The sequence below is a fragment of the Flagellimonas sp. 389 genome (assembly GCF_018449435.1).
GTDB lineage: Bacteria > Bacteroidota > Bacteroidia > Flavobacteriales > Flavobacteriaceae > Flagellimonas.
Genome location: NZ_JAHCMU010000006.1, coordinates 156,145 through 172,317, shown reverse-complemented (window position 1 = coordinate 172,317; position 16,173 = coordinate 156,145). Strand labels below are relative to the sequence as shown.

The 16,173-nt window shown below is 35.4% G+C and carries 13 protein-coding genes; 5 read left to right on the top strand and 8 right to left on the bottom strand.

Translation table 11 applies throughout. The annotated features are described in order from the left end of the window. Positions 1-137 precede the first annotated feature (137 nt). A complete protein-coding gene (locus KIM67_RS07205) occupies positions 138-1,157 on the bottom strand; it encodes an NAD-dependent epimerase (RefSeq protein ID WP_213830667.1) in 1,020 nt (339 codons plus the stop codon). Positions 1,158-1,667: 510 nt separating this feature from the next. Here KIM67_RS07205 and KIM67_RS07200 point away from each other — a divergent pair. The 4 genes from KIM67_RS07200 to KIM67_RS07185 are packed head-to-tail and all read left to right on the top strand — an operon-like array spanning position 1,668 to position 7,969. Then, positions 1,668-2,795 carry a DegT/DnrJ/EryC1/StrS family aminotransferase gene (locus tag KIM67_RS07200; protein WP_213830666.1) on the top strand — a complete coding sequence of 376 codons (1,128 nt, stop codon included), beginning with the start codon at positions 1,668-1,670 and terminating at the stop codon, positions 2,793-2,795. Between the two features lie 2 nt (positions 2,796-2,797). Then, positions 2,798-4,735, top strand: a complete 1,938-nt coding sequence (locus KIM67_RS07195) for a nucleoside-diphosphate sugar epimerase/dehydratase (RefSeq protein WP_213830665.1) — start codon at positions 2,798-2,800, stop codon at positions 4,733-4,735. Between the two features lie 29 nt (positions 4,736-4,764). Further along, positions 4,765-5,556 carry a polysaccharide biosynthesis/export family protein gene (locus tag KIM67_RS07190; protein WP_213830664.1) on the top strand — a complete coding sequence of 264 codons (792 nt, stop codon included), beginning with the start codon at positions 4,765-4,767 and terminating at the stop codon, positions 5,554-5,556. A gap of 34 nt (positions 5,557-5,590) precedes the next feature. After that, positions 5,591-7,969 carry a tyrosine-protein kinase gene (locus KIM67_RS07185; RefSeq protein ID WP_250149186.1) on the top strand — a complete coding sequence of 793 codons (2,379 nt, stop codon included), beginning with the start codon at positions 5,591-5,593 and terminating at the stop codon, positions 7,967-7,969. Positions 7,970-7,997: 28 nt separating this feature from the next. On the opposite strand, the gene KIM67_RS07180 is transcribed toward KIM67_RS07185, so the two are convergent. The 4 genes from KIM67_RS07180 to mnmE all read right to left on the bottom strand — a co-directional run bounded on the left by KIM67_RS07180 (position 7,998) and on the right by mnmE (position 11,892). Continuing rightward, positions 7,998-8,738: a tyrosine-protein phosphatase gene (locus tag KIM67_RS07180; RefSeq protein ID WP_213830663.1), complete on the bottom strand. Its 741-nt coding sequence runs from the start codon at positions 8,736-8,738 to the stop codon at positions 7,998-8,000. Positions 8,739-8,873: 135 nt separating this feature from the next. Then, positions 8,874-9,443, bottom strand: coding sequence for a phosphatase PAP2 family protein (locus KIM67_RS07175; RefSeq protein ID WP_213830662.1), 570 nt, complete (start codon positions 9,441-9,443; stop codon positions 8,874-8,876). 70 nt (positions 9,444-9,513) lie between these two features. Further along, positions 9,514-10,380 (bottom strand): phosphatase PAP2 family protein, encoded by an 867-nt coding sequence (locus KIM67_RS07170; protein WP_213830661.1) that lies wholly within the window; start codon positions 10,378-10,380, stop codon positions 9,514-9,516. 141 nt (positions 10,381-10,521) lie between these two features. Continuing rightward, positions 10,522-11,892: a tRNA uridine-5-carboxymethylaminomethyl(34) synthesis GTPase MnmE gene (gene mnmE / locus KIM67_RS07165; protein WP_213830660.1), complete on the bottom strand. Its 1,371-nt coding sequence runs from the start codon at positions 11,890-11,892 to the stop codon at positions 10,522-10,524. 86 nt (positions 11,893-11,978) lie between these two features. Between mnmE and KIM67_RS07160 the strand changes: the two genes are divergently transcribed. Further along, positions 11,979-12,338, top strand: coding sequence for a DUF4870 domain-containing protein (locus KIM67_RS07160; protein ID WP_213830659.1), 360 nt, complete (start codon positions 11,979-11,981; stop codon positions 12,336-12,338). Between the two features lie 56 nt (positions 12,339-12,394). On the opposite strand, the gene dnaN is transcribed toward KIM67_RS07160, so the two are convergent. From dnaN to gldF, 3 genes are all read right to left on the bottom strand, one after another. Continuing rightward, a complete protein-coding gene (dnaN, locus tag KIM67_RS07155; RefSeq protein ID WP_213830658.1) occupies positions 12,395-13,513 on the bottom strand; it encodes a DNA polymerase III subunit beta in 1,119 nt (372 codons plus the stop codon). A 121-nt stretch (positions 13,514-13,634) separates the two neighbouring features. Then, on the bottom strand, positions 13,635-15,302 hold the full coding sequence (gene gldG, locus KIM67_RS07150; protein ID WP_213830657.1) for a gliding motility-associated ABC transporter substrate-binding protein GldG: 1,668 nt from the start codon (positions 15,300-15,302) through the stop codon (positions 13,635-13,637). Beyond that, positions 15,299-16,030 carry a gliding motility-associated ABC transporter permease subunit GldF gene (gene gldF / locus KIM67_RS07145; protein WP_213830656.1) on the bottom strand — a complete coding sequence of 244 codons (732 nt, stop codon included), beginning with the start codon at positions 16,028-16,030 and terminating at the stop codon, positions 15,299-15,301. Before gldF ends, gldG begins: the two co-directional genes overlap by 4 nt. Positions 16,031-16,173 lie beyond the last annotated feature (143 nt).

The following is a 16,173-nucleotide window of genomic DNA, read 5'->3' as shown; positions in this document are numbered from 1 at the left end:
GTTCCTTTAAATCCGATGAAATGAACAGCTGATACTATTTTTATTTTTTCTTGATTACTTTTCACTGAAACGTCATTTCAAAAAAAAGAAACAACAATTGTGAAAATTACAACTGGGAAATATTTACGATTTAAAAATTAATTTATCTTATAATAAGAGCGATACCAATCCACAAAATTTTTAACGCCAACAGAGATGGGGGTATTGGGACTGTAGTCGTAATCTTTTATGAGTTCTTTTACGTCGGCCCATGTTTTCTCTACATCACCGGGCTGCATAGGAAGCATTTCTTTCTTTGCTTGTATACCGAGTTCAGCTTCAATTAAATCTATGAAATCTAAGAGTTTTACCGAATTGTTATTTCCAATATTGTAGACCTTATAATTGTCTCTTTCTTCCATTTTTTTCTCGATAATCCGTACCACACCTTCAGTTATGTCAGAAATATAAGTGAAGTCCCTTTCCATGTTCCCCTTATTGAAAACCTTTATTGGTTTATTTTTCACTATCGCCTCGGTAAATAAAAACATAGCCATATCTGGACGCCCCCAAGGTCCATACACTGTAAAAAAGCGAAGCCCTGTTGTAGCGAAACCATACAAATGACTATACGTGTGAGCCATAAGTTCATTACTTTTTTTTGTCGCTGCATAGAGGCTAATGGGATTGTCTACACTATCGGTAGTTTCAAAAGGAATTTTTTTATTGGTTCCGTATACACTTGAACTGCTGGCATATACCAAATGCTTGACACCATAGTTTCGTACACACTCCAAAACATTCAAAAAACCAACCACATTACTATCAATGTAGGCTTCTGGATTTTCAAGACTATATCTAACGCCTGCTTGTGCTGCCAAGTTACAAACAATATCAAATTTTTCAGATTCAAACAATTTGGGTAACCCAGCTCTATCTTCTAAGTGTAGACGTATAAATTTGAACGATTCAAGATAAAAATCACTTTTACTAACAACACTAAAAATTTTGGCCTTTTCTTTAATAATACCAAGTTCCTTTAATCGTGCATACTTAAGATTTGTATCATAATAATCGTTTATATTATCTAAACCTATTACGGAGTGTCCTTTGTCCAAAAGGCTTTTAGCGACATAATATCCAATAAATCCAGCAGCTCCTGTAACTAATACTTTCATTTTCTAACTTTTAAAAATCTTTTTGAAGAATGAACAAAGATTTGGCAAAAATATGCAAATGTATTTTTGATATTGGTTATGAACGTAAAATAAAGTATGAGTGGCAAAAACCAGCTCACTTATTTTATTAAAATCTATACTTGAGTTTAGCACATAAAATTATAATTTGAATTTTTTTTCCAAAATCCTGAAAATGTGTGCTTGTACTGAATTGTTTCTTCATATATATGAGAATAGGTTGATACTGTTAACTGTACATCAAGAACATCCAAAAGAAGGTCGATGGTCTATTTTGTAAATTATTCACCTGTATTTTTCCAATTAAAAGATATATGCAACACATTTGACCGATTATTTAATGCATTGAGCGAATTATGCATTTCTACGATAATAATAGAGCTAATTTTAACAGCTGAACGGCTTTAAACTATAAAAACAGATTTTTAAGCAGTTTAAAGTAAAATAGGATTGACTGGATTAAAAAGCTTTAATAAAAGAAAAAAAATAAAATTGAAAATTTCAACCTCTCAAAAAATATGGCTTTCCTCTCCTCACATAGGGGAAAACGAACAACACTATGTGAAAGAGGCTTTCGATACCAACTGGATTGCACCTCTTGGACCGTTTGTTAATCGTTTTGAAAAAGTCATTGGTGATTATGTAAGTGGTCAAGTACATGTAGCAGCTTTGAGTTCCGGTACGGCAGCAATTCATTTAGCATTAGAATTACTTGGCGTATCCCGAGGTGATGAAGTGTTATGTCAAAGTTTTACATTCTCAGCATCTGCTAACCCCATTCTTTATTTAGGGGCGACTCCCGTATTCATCGATAGTGAACATCATACTTGGAATATGTCTCCAGAGTTATTGAAAAAAGCCATTATCGACCGAATAGAATCTGGAAAGAAACCAAAAGCTATTATCGCTGTGCATTTGTACGGGATGCCCTATATGGTAGAGGAAATATCCGAAATTGCCAATACATATGGGATTCCGATTATTGAGGATAGTGCTGAAGCTCTGGGAAGTACTTATAAAGGTGCTAAGTGTGGAAGTTTTGGTGATATTGGAGTTTTATCTTTTAATGGAAATAAAATCATCACTACTTCTGGTGGTGGGGCACTACTAACTAAAAATATCAGTATAAAGGAAAAGGCGATTTATTTGGCTACTCAAGCAAGAGATGATGCTCCCCATTATCAGCATTCTGAGGTTGGTTATAATTACCGAATGAGTAATGTATTGGCTGGTATAGGATGTGGACAAATGGAGGTTCTTGATGATCGTGTTAATGCGAGACGGCGAAATTTTGATTTTTATAAGAATAGCTTAGGTCATTTATCGGAAATAGAATTTTTAGAGGAACCAAGTGGTTTTTTTTCCAACAGGTGGCTTAGCTGCATTTTGACTCCTTCGTATGCGGCAAGAGAAAGCATACGCCTAAACTTATTGAAAGAAGATATAGAATCACGACCACTTTGGAAACCTCTTCATATGCAACCAGTTTTTAAAAATTCCCCAAATTTTATAAATGGTACTTCAGAAAAATTGTTCGAACGCGGATTATGTCTACCAAGTGGTTCTAATCTAAGTATCGAAGATTTAGAAAGAGTAGTACATCTAATCAAAAAATCTTAACAATGATAGAAAAATACTTAACCAAAACCATTTTTAGATATTCATCTAAATGGATTGTATTGGGCATCGATCTTTTTGTTGTGGGCATTGCCTTTATGTTATCCTACTTTATACGATTTAATCTAACACTTAATTTTGATGTAAATAAACTTTTTGTTCAGTTACCCTTCATTCTGGCTACCACTCTTATATCTTTTCTTCTTACAGGATCTTATAAAGGTGTGGTTAGACATACCGGGGTCAAAGATGTTTACAACCTATTTAACGCGGTTTGTTTATCAAGTGTACTATCCATTTTTTTGGTTATAGTAAATAGACAAATACACATTTTAGATGATTTTACCATTCCATTGTCTATAATTATAATCCATAGTTTAATAGCTTTTGTATCGCTGACTGCATCTAGATATTTGTTTAAAAGTCTTTATTACGGATTGATAAACAAGTTCAAATCTTCTAAAAATGTAGTTATTTATGGAGCAGGCGAATCTGGGATTCTTACGCACAACGCCATTACAAATCATACTAGAAGTAGTGTGAAAGTTGTAGGCTATGTCGATGGAAATAAACAAAAAATAGGTAAAAATATAAACGGTGTAAAGGTTTTTGGCAACGATATATTGACGGAGAGTTTCATACGTAATAAAGATATTTCAGAAGTTATATTTTCGATCCAGAACATTGATCATAAGAAATTGAGAAAATTGGTGGAAAGTTTAGTTGACTTTCCTGTTTTGGTAAAAATCGTTCCTCCTGTCGAAGATTGGATCAATGGAGAATTAAAGGTGTCCCAAATTAAACAAGTACAAATTGAGGATTTGTTGGACAGAGCCCCAATAAACATAGAAAATTCTAAAATACCTTCAGAACTTACAGACAAAGTGATTTTGGTAAGCGGTGGAGCTGGGTCGATAGGTAGTGAACTGGTAAGGCAAATATGTAAATACAATTATAAATCTCTAGTAGTTGTCGATCAAGCAGAATCTGCGCTGTATGATTTACAGCAGGAACTAAAACAAAATGGCTATCATAATTTTGTGGCCATTGTAGGCGACATTAGGGACAAAAATAGAATGAATCATATTTTTCAAGAGTACCGTCCTAATTTGGTATTCCATGCCGCTGCCTATAAGCATGTGCCATTAATGGAGTATAATTCCTATGAAGCTATAAAAATTAACGTAGCTGGAACAAAAGCTTTAGCCGACTTATCTTCAAATTATAATGTAGATAAATTTGTATTTGTTTCTACAGACAAAGCTGTGAACCCAACAAATGTAATGGGAGCCACTAAACGTATTGCGGAAATGTACATTAGTTGCATGCAACAAAAAGGTAAAACCAAGTTTATCACGACTCGTTTTGGTAATGTATTAGGTTCTAATGGCTCGGTAATACCTTTATTTAAAAAACAAATAGAAAAAGGAGGTCCTTTGACTGTTACCGATAAAAATGTAACACGATTCTTTATGACTATTCCTGAGGCTTCACAATTGGTATTGGAAGCTGGTGCCATGGGGGATGGTGGAGAAATCTTTCTGTTCGACATGGGGGAATCTGTAAAGATTTTTAATTTAGCGAAGAACATGATAAAATTATCCGGCTTGCGGTATCCCGAAGATATCGACATTAAGATAACAGGGCTTCGACCAGGTGAAAAATTATATGAAGAATTGTTGGCGAATGGTGAGAATACATTACCCACCTATCATAAAAAAATAATGATTAGCAAGGTTAGGGAATTAAATTATGTGCAGGTGCAATCCTTTATAGACGAACTTTGTGTGGCTAACATGTTTTTTAAGGAAAATACGGTTCCTTTAATGAAAAAAATAGTTCCTGAATTTATATCAAATAATTCTGAACTTTGTAAATTGGATGAAGATAAAAATGTGAAGGTCGTCCATAAGCGCCAGAACGATGAAATTTTACACCCATAAGAAACACTTTAAGTAATTAAACCAAACACATGTATATTAAAAACAATAATCCTTGGTTCTTTTCTCTTGCCATATTTGCAATACTTTTAACATCCTGTGCTTCACGACAGGATGTAGTTTATTTTCAAGATGCAGGTAATTTTGAAACCTTGGTAAGCGATAATGTCTTCTCACCTAAATTTAAAGTAGATGATCTTATTAGCATACATGTATCGACACTAAATCCTGAAGCAAGTGCTCCATTCAATCTTGCAGTGGGAATCTCAGCGGATTCTGGAGCTAATCCTGGAGTGAGTACTGGTCAACAAGTTAGTTATTTAGTGGATAAGGATGGGGAAATAGATTTTCCAGTATTGGGTAAAGTCAAGGTTGAAGGTTTTTCGCAAGAAGAGTTGCGAGTGAAACTTAGAGAACTGCTTTCAGAGTATTTGAAAGACCCGATAATCAATATTCGAATACTAAATTTTACAGTAACCGTATTGGGGGAAGTTCAACGGCCTGGAACGTACCCAGTTACAGGTGAACAGATTACTATTTTAGAAGCACTAGGATTAGCAGGAGATTTGAGTATTCGTGGAATTAGGGATAATGTGCTGGTTATTAGGGATTTTGATGGAACCAAAGTTTATAACCGTATTGATTTAACCAGTAAAGAAGCTATGAAGTCTCCAGTATATTATTTAACACAAAATGATGTGATTTACGTAGAGCCCAATAATTCAGCGGTGGCCTCCTCTAGTTTAGACAGTAGAGCTACAATTACAGTATCAATAATTTCGTTACTTATAACTACAGGAGTAATTCTTATCACGAGAAACTAAATAGAAAAATACCCCAATCCCTTACATCCTTGATATGAACCCAGGCATGGAAAGCAATTCATCGAATTCGATTGATTTAAAGGAACTTTTGAGAAATTATTTGAGCCATTGGAAATGGTTTATTATTTCATTGGTAATAACCCTTGGAATTGCTTTTACAATAATAAGATATTCAACTCCAGAGTATTCAGCACAAGCTAAAGTGCAAATACTTGATAGTCAGAGTTCTGCTCCTGAGTTGAGTGTTTTTCAAGATTTGGACGTATTCGCTGGGAATTCAAATCCTGTGGAAGATGAAATTCAGACCATCAAGTCAAGGTCAAATTTCATTGAAATAGTTAAGGATTTAAGGTTGAACGTAAAAACAGTACTACTTGGAAATATCTTGGACTCAGAAATCTACAAAGAAACACCGTTTAATCTTAATTTTATAGAAGCAGATTCCATTATTCATAATTCAAGTTCTGAGTTTTATATTACGGTAGATTCGCAAAATTCTTTGTCATTCGCAAAGAGTGAGGATGGACCATTTCAAACTTTTTCATTTGGTAAAAAAGTGGATACGGATTTGGGAGGGCTTGTAATTACTCCAAATCTTCAGAAAATTAATAATTATAAAGGAAGGAAATTTAGAATTATAGTATCTCCAGTTTGGGCAGTGGCACAAGTATACTTAAAAAGAATAAATATCTATCCTGCTGATAAAGCATCAAGTATTATAAACATTTCGTTGAAGGATAACATTCAGCAAAAAGCAAAAGATGTAATAAATGAACTTATTTATCTCTACAATCAAAATGCTGTAGAAGATAAGAGAACAATTGCAAACAGAACATCCGATTTTATAAACAATAGGATAGCCGATATTTCATCAAATCTCTCAAACGTAGATCAATCTGCTGAGGATTTTAAGACAGATAGAGGGCTTACTGATATTGCCTCAGAATCTAATATAAATTTGACTGTAGGTGCGACAAACCAGCAGGAATTACAGAATACTAATACCCAGCTCAATATTGCTTCTTCAATGAAAGATATCGTTGATAATCAAGAGGGGCATGAGGTGTTACCATCGAATATTGGTTTATCTGATCCAACAATTGGAAATATTTCTGCAAAATACAACGAATTAGTTCTAGAACGTAAGCGTTTGTTGAAAAGTTCTAATGAGAAGAATCCAATTATCGTGAACTTAGACGAACAGTTAGATGGTTTAAAACGCAATATGCAATCAAGTCTCAATAGTATGACCAATAATTTAGGTTTACAATTGAACAATCTTAACGTGCGTAAATCCCAAATCAACTCCAGAATCTATTCGGCACCTGGAAACGAACGCGCTCTGAGAGATATTACCAGAAAACAACAGACAACAGAACAGTTATACCTCTACCTTCTTCAAAAAAGAGAAGAGTCACAGATAGCTTTTGCTTCGGCAACACCTAAATCCAGAATCATTGATAGTGCATATAGTGAAAGTACTGGCCCAGTTTCACCGGAAAAAGATAAAATATACATTGTAGCTTTCTTAATTGGATTGTTTGTTCCATTCGCGATTATTTATGCGGGAGAATTATTGGATAATAAAGTACATAATAAACTTGATGTTGAAAAATTGGTGGGCGATGTTCCTGTTTTGGCTGAGTTACCCAAACTTTCCAAGAAAGAGAATAAGCTAGTATATAATAAAGACAGATCTGTGTTGGCGGAGTCCCTTAGGATTTTAAGAACCAACTTGGACTATATTATAACTTCTAACAGAAGAACCGATAAAAAGAATTTGATTTTCATAACATCCAGTGTATCTGGAGAGGGAAAAACTTTTCTGTCTTCCAACTTATCAATGGTGCTTGCCAGTACCAATAAAAAAGTGCTACTAATTGGAGCAGATGTAAGAAATCCAAAACTCTACAAGTTCTTTTCTGGTATAGAATCGGACGCAATCAATAAGCCTAGAAGAATTAAAGATACCGGTCTAACGGAATATTTGGTTAACCAGGACCTAAAACCTAAAGATATTATCACGCCAATGTTGGTTCATGATAATACTATAGATATCATTTACTCCGGTAAAATCCCTCCTAATCCCGCGGAACTCCTGTTAAACAACAGAATAGGTGATTTGTTTAATGAAGTCTCCAGAATGTATGATTATGTTATTGTGGACACTGCACCTTTAATGGTTGTCGCAGACACATTATTAATAAGTGAACATGCAAGTCAAATTATTTATGTTACAAAAGCGGGTGTTACAGAGAGTAAGGTTTTAGAGTTTCCTTTAAAACTTAAGAGTGAAGGAAAGCTGAATAATTTGTCATTTGTAGTTAACAATGTTAATGCTTCAAATCTTGGTTATGGAGGTAAATATGGCTACGGATACAGTAGACCACTTAAGAAATGGTGGAAATTTTAAAATTGAGAGTCTTGTAGCACCGTATTATTTAGGTGAAATTGTCTATTGTGTTGTTGACTAGGTAAAGGATATCGTCTAATCTCTTTTTTTCTAAATTGATTGTTTTAAGATATTCAAGATGTTTGTTATGGTGCACATCACTGGATATAAAATTGAAAAATCCTTCATCTAGTAATTTTAAAGCGATTTTTTTTATTTCCTTCCCATAATAATTACTAAGAGATAGCATATTTAATTGAAAATGTATGTTTGATTTTTTATAATTAGAATAAGTCTCCATTTTTTTGTGGAGATAGACATAACGCTCTGGGTGGGCCAGAACAGGGTGTATTCCTCTAGACTTAATTTTTCCAATAGAATTTTCAAAATTAATAGGTGGTTGTAGATAAGACATTTCTACAAGTAAATAATCCTTCTTTAACCTCATAAAATAACCCTTTTCAAGAATATTTTCGAAGTTATCATCAATCATGTGTTCTGCAGCGATATCAATTGAGGTCTTTTCTAAATCATATTTTGATAATTCTTTTTGCAGTATTTTAAAAGAGTTTTCAATAGTTTCTGGAGTATTAGGATAGTAGTGGTGCATTATATGTGGTGTACAAATAAAATTTGTAATCCCAAATTCTGAGAAACCTTTGATCAAATCAACAGACTCTTCAACAGTCTTGGCACCATCGTCGATACCCGGTAGAATATGGTTATGCATATCAACCAATCCGTGAAGATGATCAATCAAGAATATTTTTTTTTGAAAAAAACTGAACATACTTCCTATTTGATGGACACAAAGATATGTTATAAGAATTTTTAAAAGAGTTATTTTTCTTACACTTAATTTTAGAATATTTCAAACTGAGCGGTAAGGTATTCAATGAGTGATTTGAATAACACTAAAAAACAGTTACATGCGAATCTTAAACACAAAGAACATAACTGCAAACAACCATCCGAAAAAAATACCAAAAACAATCCCTGTCAATACATCTAGGGGAAAATGAACACCAATATAGATACGGCTATAACTCACCAATAGTGCCCATATTATTAATAGAGAAAACAAAAATCTATTCTGTTTAATAAATAGTACTCCAAAGAAAATAGCAAATGCAGATGAGTTTGCTGCGTGGGCGGAAAAATAACTAAACTTACCTCCACAATAATCCTTTACAAGCCTAATTACATCCTTAATTTCATCATCATAACAAGGTCTTAATCTGGCAATTTCACTTTTAAAAAGAATGGATAGCAGTTCAGTAGAAATAATCAGTAAGGTTATTGTGAACAATGCAAATATCGTTTTTTTTAGACCAAAAACCCGATAGGAATAGAGAAGTACAAAGAGATAAATTGGGACGGTAACAAAACTAAGGGTTCGTGATAGATATATCCAAAAACCATCCCATAAGGGCGTTCCCAATCCATTTAAGTATAGAAAGAGTTCTTTATCGATTTTAAGAATTTCTTCTAGCATAGATTATTCAAACTTGTAACTATGGCCAATGAGCAAAAAATACTACATAAACTTTCTAAAATCAATATGATTAAAAGCGAGCAGAGAAGCCTACTTGACCTGGTCCAAAGTGCATATTCCAACTTACCTTCTTGTCTTGGACATTATATTTTTGGTCATATTTTTTATCAAGGTACTTATCTATAGATTCTACGGTGAAAATACTTATGGCAACACCAAGGGCAACATCAGTAAACCAATGCTGTCCTTCCCAAAGTCTGGATATTCCAGGGACAAGGCCAACAATATAGATTCCTGTTTTTACCCAAGGATTTTTAAATTGCTTTCCTATAGCATAGGCATTGGTAAAAGCAAGAATGGCGTGTCCAGAAGGAAAAGAATGAAAATTCCTGTTTGAGTTAAATGGGTCAAAGGTATCCTTCCCTTTACCACTAACTGGACGTGCCCTTCCAATTAGCGACTTTGTAACTTGCTGTAAAAAACCTGCTGAAGAAGCCGAAGCCAATAATAAGACACCAGTACGTCTCAATTTTTCATTTTTTGCAAACAATCCAGATAAATATACCCCGCCAGTAAGCATATAATTATACTGGGGTTTTCCAACCTTAGTACCGTAATTACGGATAAAAAGGGGAACACTTTGTTTTTGGTTTATCGCAAACTCAGAGGTCTGCTCATCAAAAAGATAAAGTAAGCCAGAACCAGTCGCAACAGCTCCAAATGTTCCCCATTGTTTACCTTTCCAATGAAAAGGTCTGGAATAGGAGTGTCCGATACTCCCAAAGACATTGCCTACATCATATTTGAACAACTGCCATGTTGTTTTTGAAGAATCGGCATTTTTGTTATACTGGCCAAAAGTTTTAGCAGTATAAAATAGGATAAAGAAGATTAAGAGTACTGTTTTGTTTGAAAAACGAACTTTGTAAGGGGCCATTAACGATTTTTGACCAACAAAGATAATCTACCAAACGTTTTGTTTGATGAAAATAATAGCATTTTAGTCACTCATATCTGAAACTAAAGCATCGAAAATTCCTTTTAAAAATTGATAATTGGATGAAAGTCAATAAAAAAGCTATTTCCCGATACAGAAATTAGAAAAAATATTTCCCAGTAAATCATCAGTAGTCACACTTCCTGTAATTTCACCCAAATGAAAAAGGGCTTGTCTAATGTCAATAGCCATTAAATCACTTGCTAATCCAATTTCCATTCCTTCTTTTACTTTTTGGATTTCCTCCAATGCTTTGAGCAAGGCATCGTAATGCCTGTTATTAGTGACAATGGTTTGGTCACCGCTCAGGGCACCTGAATCGACGAGAGATAACAATTTTTCTTCCAAGCTCGATATTCCGGTTCCATGTTTGGCTGACAAGAACATCACATCAGGAACTTCTTTTTTGAGTAAATCAATTTGCTGATTATCCAGAGCATCGACTTTATTACAGATTGGCAGGATTTCTTTATTGGGGTACATCTCCCGTATACTTTTCAATTCCGACCTATCAAAATCCGGACTGTCAAAAATAAAAATGATCAATCTGGCTTTTTCAATTTTCTCGAAGGTTCGTTGAATGCCTATTTGTTCGACTACATCTTTTGTCTTTCGAATACCTGCCGTATCAATAAACCTGAAATTGATTCCACCAAGACTAATTTGGTCCTCAACGGTATCCCTGGTTGTACCAGCTATATCGCTTACGATTGCCCGTTCTTCGTTTAAAAGCGTATTTAAGAGTGTTGATTTACCAACATTGGGTTCTCCTACTATGGCAACAGGAATACCATTCTTTACGACATTGCCAAGGGCAAAAGAATCAATTAACTTCTTTAGTACCTCGCTTATACGATTCAATAGGGCATTGAACTCGCTTCGGTCGGCAAACTCAACATCTTCTTGCGAAAAATCCAACTCCAACTCGATCAATGAGGCAAAATTTAATAACTCTTCACGTAGTTGTTGGATTTCATTACTGAAGCCGCCGCGCATCTGCTGTATGGCCACTTCGTGTGCTGCAGCGCTATCGCTCGCAATGAGGTCTGCAACGGCCTCTGCTTGGCTAAGGTCCATTTTTCCATTTAAAAAAGCTCGTAAGGTGAACTCACCGGCAGTTGCTGTTCTGCACCCTTGTCTTAAAAAGAGTTGGACGATTTGCTGCTGAATGTAAGGTGAACCATGACAAGATATCTCAATAATATTTTCACCGGTGTAGGAGTGAGGTGCCTTAAATAAGGAGACCAAAACTTTGTCCAGAATTTTATCGTTTTGAACAATATGGCCTAAGTGAATGGTGTGGCTTTTTTGATTGGTCAGCTTTTTATTGCTAACAGATTTAAAAACAGTATCCGAGATAATAATGGCGCTAGGTCCAGAGACTCGTATTACCGCAATGGCGCCTGTACCGGATGGTGTTGCTAAAGCAATTATGGTATCTACATTTGACATATGGGCAAAAATACAAATTACGTAACTCCTGTAACATTTCTTTAAAAATGTATACCCATATAACATATCATCAAAAATCAATCAAAATGGAAATCATCAATCAAAATGTAATCAGAAAGGACAATACACTTTTATCCATTACACATTTATCACAATTATTGCATTATGTAACAGGCTTTGGAGGTTTTATTGTACCGTTGATCATCTGGTTGACCTCAAGACGTACCGTTGAGGGAATGAATGAACACGGGAAAGCTGTAATCAATCTGCAGTTAAGTTTATTGCTTTACATTATTATAAGCGTTCCTGCGATTCTGTTATTGGGATTGGGAATCTTAGGACTTATAGGAGTTGCCATTTTAGGCTTTGTGCTCCCTATAGTAAATGCTGTGAAAGCAGCAAATGGAGAATCCCCCTCTTATTTTTTGACCATCCCGTTTCTTTAAAAAGAAAAAAGCTAGCACAATTTGCGCTAGCTTTTCAAGTATTTAGGTATAGGTAATTAGTTATTCAGCATAACGGGCATTACAAGCATGGTAACATGTTCGCCCTCATCCAATCCATCAACAGGAGTTAATATTCCAGCCCTATTGGGTAGGCTCATTTCTAACGAAACTTCATCTGAAGTCAAGTTGTTGAGCATTTCCACCAAAAATCTGGAATTAAAACCAATCTGCATATCGTCGCCTTGATAAGCGCAGGAAAGCCGTTCTTCCGCTTTGTTGCTGTAATCAACATCTTCTGCAGATATATTTAATTCGGCACCAGCAATCTTCAATCGTATCTGATGGGTGGTTTTATTGGAAAATATGGATACCCTGCGCACAGAACTCAGGAATTGATTTCTGCCTATAGATAACCTATTTGGATTTTCTTTTGGAATCACCGCTTCGTAGTTAGGGTATTTTCCATCTATAAGTCTACAGATCAGCTCTGAATCGTCAAAAATAAATTTGGCATTACTGTCATTGTATTCAATGGTCACTTCGGATTCAGAACCAGAAAGAATACCTTTTAAAAGTGTCAAGGGCTTCTTGGGCATTATAAATTCTGCAACTTCGGAAGCTGTCACGTCATTACGTTGGTATTTTACCAATTTATGGGCATCCGTAGCAACGAATGTTAGGTTTTCTGTTGAGAATTGAAAAAACACACCGCTCATCACTGGGCGTAAATCATCATTCCCAGCAGCAAAAATAGTTTTGTTGATGGCCGTTGCCAAGATATCGCCAAGTAGGGTAGTGGAGCTTGGATTTGTAACTTCCACAGCTTTTGGGAATTCAGCTCCATCGGCATATGCCAAAGCATATTTACCATGGTTTGAGCTTATTTCAACAGTATTGTTATCCTCTACAACAAATGTTAATGGTTGTTCGGGAAAGGTCTTTAATGTATCTAACAACAGCCTTGCCGGAACTGCAATGGTTCCTTCAGAATCAGAATCGACCTCTAAGACAGAACTCATAGTGGTTTCTAAGTCAGATGCGGAAACCGTTAATTTATTTTGTTTTAAATCGAAAAGAAAATTATCTAGAATTGGGAGCGTATTACTGTTGTTGATTACACCTCCTAAAATCTGAAGTTGTTTTAATAAATATGTACTGGATACTATAAATTTCATTAAAAGGACTCTTTTTTTAGCATTGTGTTTGCCTAAAAATCATAATGCGGCAAAACTCATAAAATCAATAGAAACAAATATATCTTAAAACACGATAGCAATGAAACAAATTTATTAACACCTATGCTGCAAATTTTCGTTTTCTGTATATGCCGAAGAAAATGCCTATCACAAAGGTTAAAAGTACTGGAAGCCCAACGTTTATAAGCTGCCATTTTGTTTTTTTTGCCGCGATTTTCTCAACATCCAGTAAAGGGATGGACACTTTTTTATTTCTAATGTTTATAAGTCCGTTATCATCTAAAAGATAGTTCATGCAATTCACCAGAAATTCCTTGTTGCCGTATGTACTATTTGTCCATTTGTCATACCCTAAATCCAAAGGTCTGCCATTCCGTACTTGATTCTTTATGACGTCGCCATCAGAGATGACAATCATTTTATTCTCGGGTCCTTGATCTAGGGTATTGGAGAGCTCAATCGGTTTCACCCTATTTTTGAATGTAGAATTGAATGCTCCTTCTATCAATACCGCCAAGGGTTGATTTCCATCTATGTAAGATTCCCTATCCGGAGGGGTGTTCAAAATATCCAGCCCAATCTGTTTGGGTGTTCCCTCTGTTTTGGATAGGGGGGAACTTCTTAACAAAACTGTTTTTTTATAGTCATTTTCCAATACATCCATAGTATTTGCAAACTGATAGCGCACAGCTTCAATATTGGTATTGATGGGATGGTCATTTCGAGAAAATACCATGGGATTATAGTACCACGGAACTGGATTGTATTGCGAATCGTTACCTTCTCCCGAAGCTAAAACAATTTGGGTAAAATAGAGGTCGTTAACCAACACGGGATTGATACGTACCCCATATTTGAAGAAAAAATCGTTGAGGTTTAAGTTGCGCTGCATTGCCAAAGCACTTCCCCCGCCTTTAAAAATGCTGTCTATTTCTATGGCCACTTTATCCATTAACCAAATAGACCTGCCACCGTTTACAATAAACTGGTCCATGATATATTTTTCGCCATCTGAAAAAGCTTCTGTTGGTTTGGCGATCAACGCGAGGTCAAACTCTTTTAATTGCTCCAGTACACGTTGGGGATTCTCGGCAACTGAATCCAGCGTAATGGCACCAATATTATAATACTCTTGAATAGAGGTCAGAAAATCAGCGATATAAATATCTTCCAGTTCTCCGTTCCCTTTGATGACAGCGACCCGTTTTTTTTCGTCTATGGTCAGTTTGGTAAAGGCATCTGCAAAAGCATATTCCAATTGCTGCACGGAATTGTTGACACGTTCCTCCGTAGTTGAACCCAATTTGTTTTTGAGTAGGGGCACTTTTACGGTCTGTTCTTTATAATTGACCATGGCCCAGGGAAAAACAAGCTCTTGGGAAACCTTTCCATTTTCTTCCACGGTTATGTTCGCAGGAGTAAGACCAAGGCGTTGCAAATCCGTAATGGTCTGTTGTGTTTGGGTTTCATCCTCTAGCGGGTTCACTAAATTGTATTCAATATTCTTATTTTCAGAAGTGAAGGATGCCAATAATTGTAACGTCTCCGTTTTGAGTCTTGAAAATTCCGGAGGAATATTACCGTCCAAAAGAATGTCGATAACAACGGGTGCATCGAATTTTTTGACTGTTTTAATAGCAGGTTCGGATAAGGTAAATCTTTTATCTTCGGTAAGGTCGAATCTTGTATTAAAGAAACTACCTAGCACATTTATCAATATAACTACAACAATTGCTACGAGAAGTGAAATTGAAAACTTTCTTGTCATCTTGGCAACTGTTTAATTCGAAGTAAGGTTGCAAATAAAAAGAATAGTGTAATAGAGATAAAATACACTAAATCCCGAGTATCGACTACACCTCTTGCAATACTATCAAAATGTGCACTCATGCCTATATTTTTGATAAGTTGTTGCGTTTCCCCCTCAGAAAAAAGAGATGAAACCGTCTCAAATCCATTGAACAACAAAAAACATACAAGAATCCCAATGATAAAAGCCACAATTTGATTATCGGACAAGGTAGATGAAAAAAGCCCTATAGCGGTATATGCTGCAATCAAGAAAAAAAGTCCGAAGTATGAACCTAAAACTACGCCCAAATCATAATTTCCTTCGGTAATCCCTAAATCTGAAATTGCAAATACGTATATAATCGTGGGCAGTACGGCAATGGTACATAGAAGAACAGCACCCCAAAACTTCCCTAAAACCAATTTCCAGATAGATATGGGCTTTATCAATAGTAATTCCAAAGTGCCCACTTTACGTTCCTCCGAAAAACTTTTCATGGTTATGGCAGGCACTAAAAAGATAAAAATCCATGGAGCTAGATAGAAGAGGTTACCGAGGTCGGCAAAGCCATAATCAAAAATATTGAAGTCACCTTTAAATACCCATAGGAAAAGTCCATTCAGTAATAAAAACACTCCCACGATCAAGTAACCGATCGGCGATGTAAAAAAAGATTGTACTTCCCGCTTAAAAATTGCAAACATATTTTGAAAAGGTTATCAGTTTACAGTTGGCAGTTGGCGGTAATCCGTATTTGTCAATACTTTTTTGTTCATATTCAATACTTTATAAGCTAATTATTTTTTCTTACCATCAACCATCAACCATCAACCATCAACCATCAACC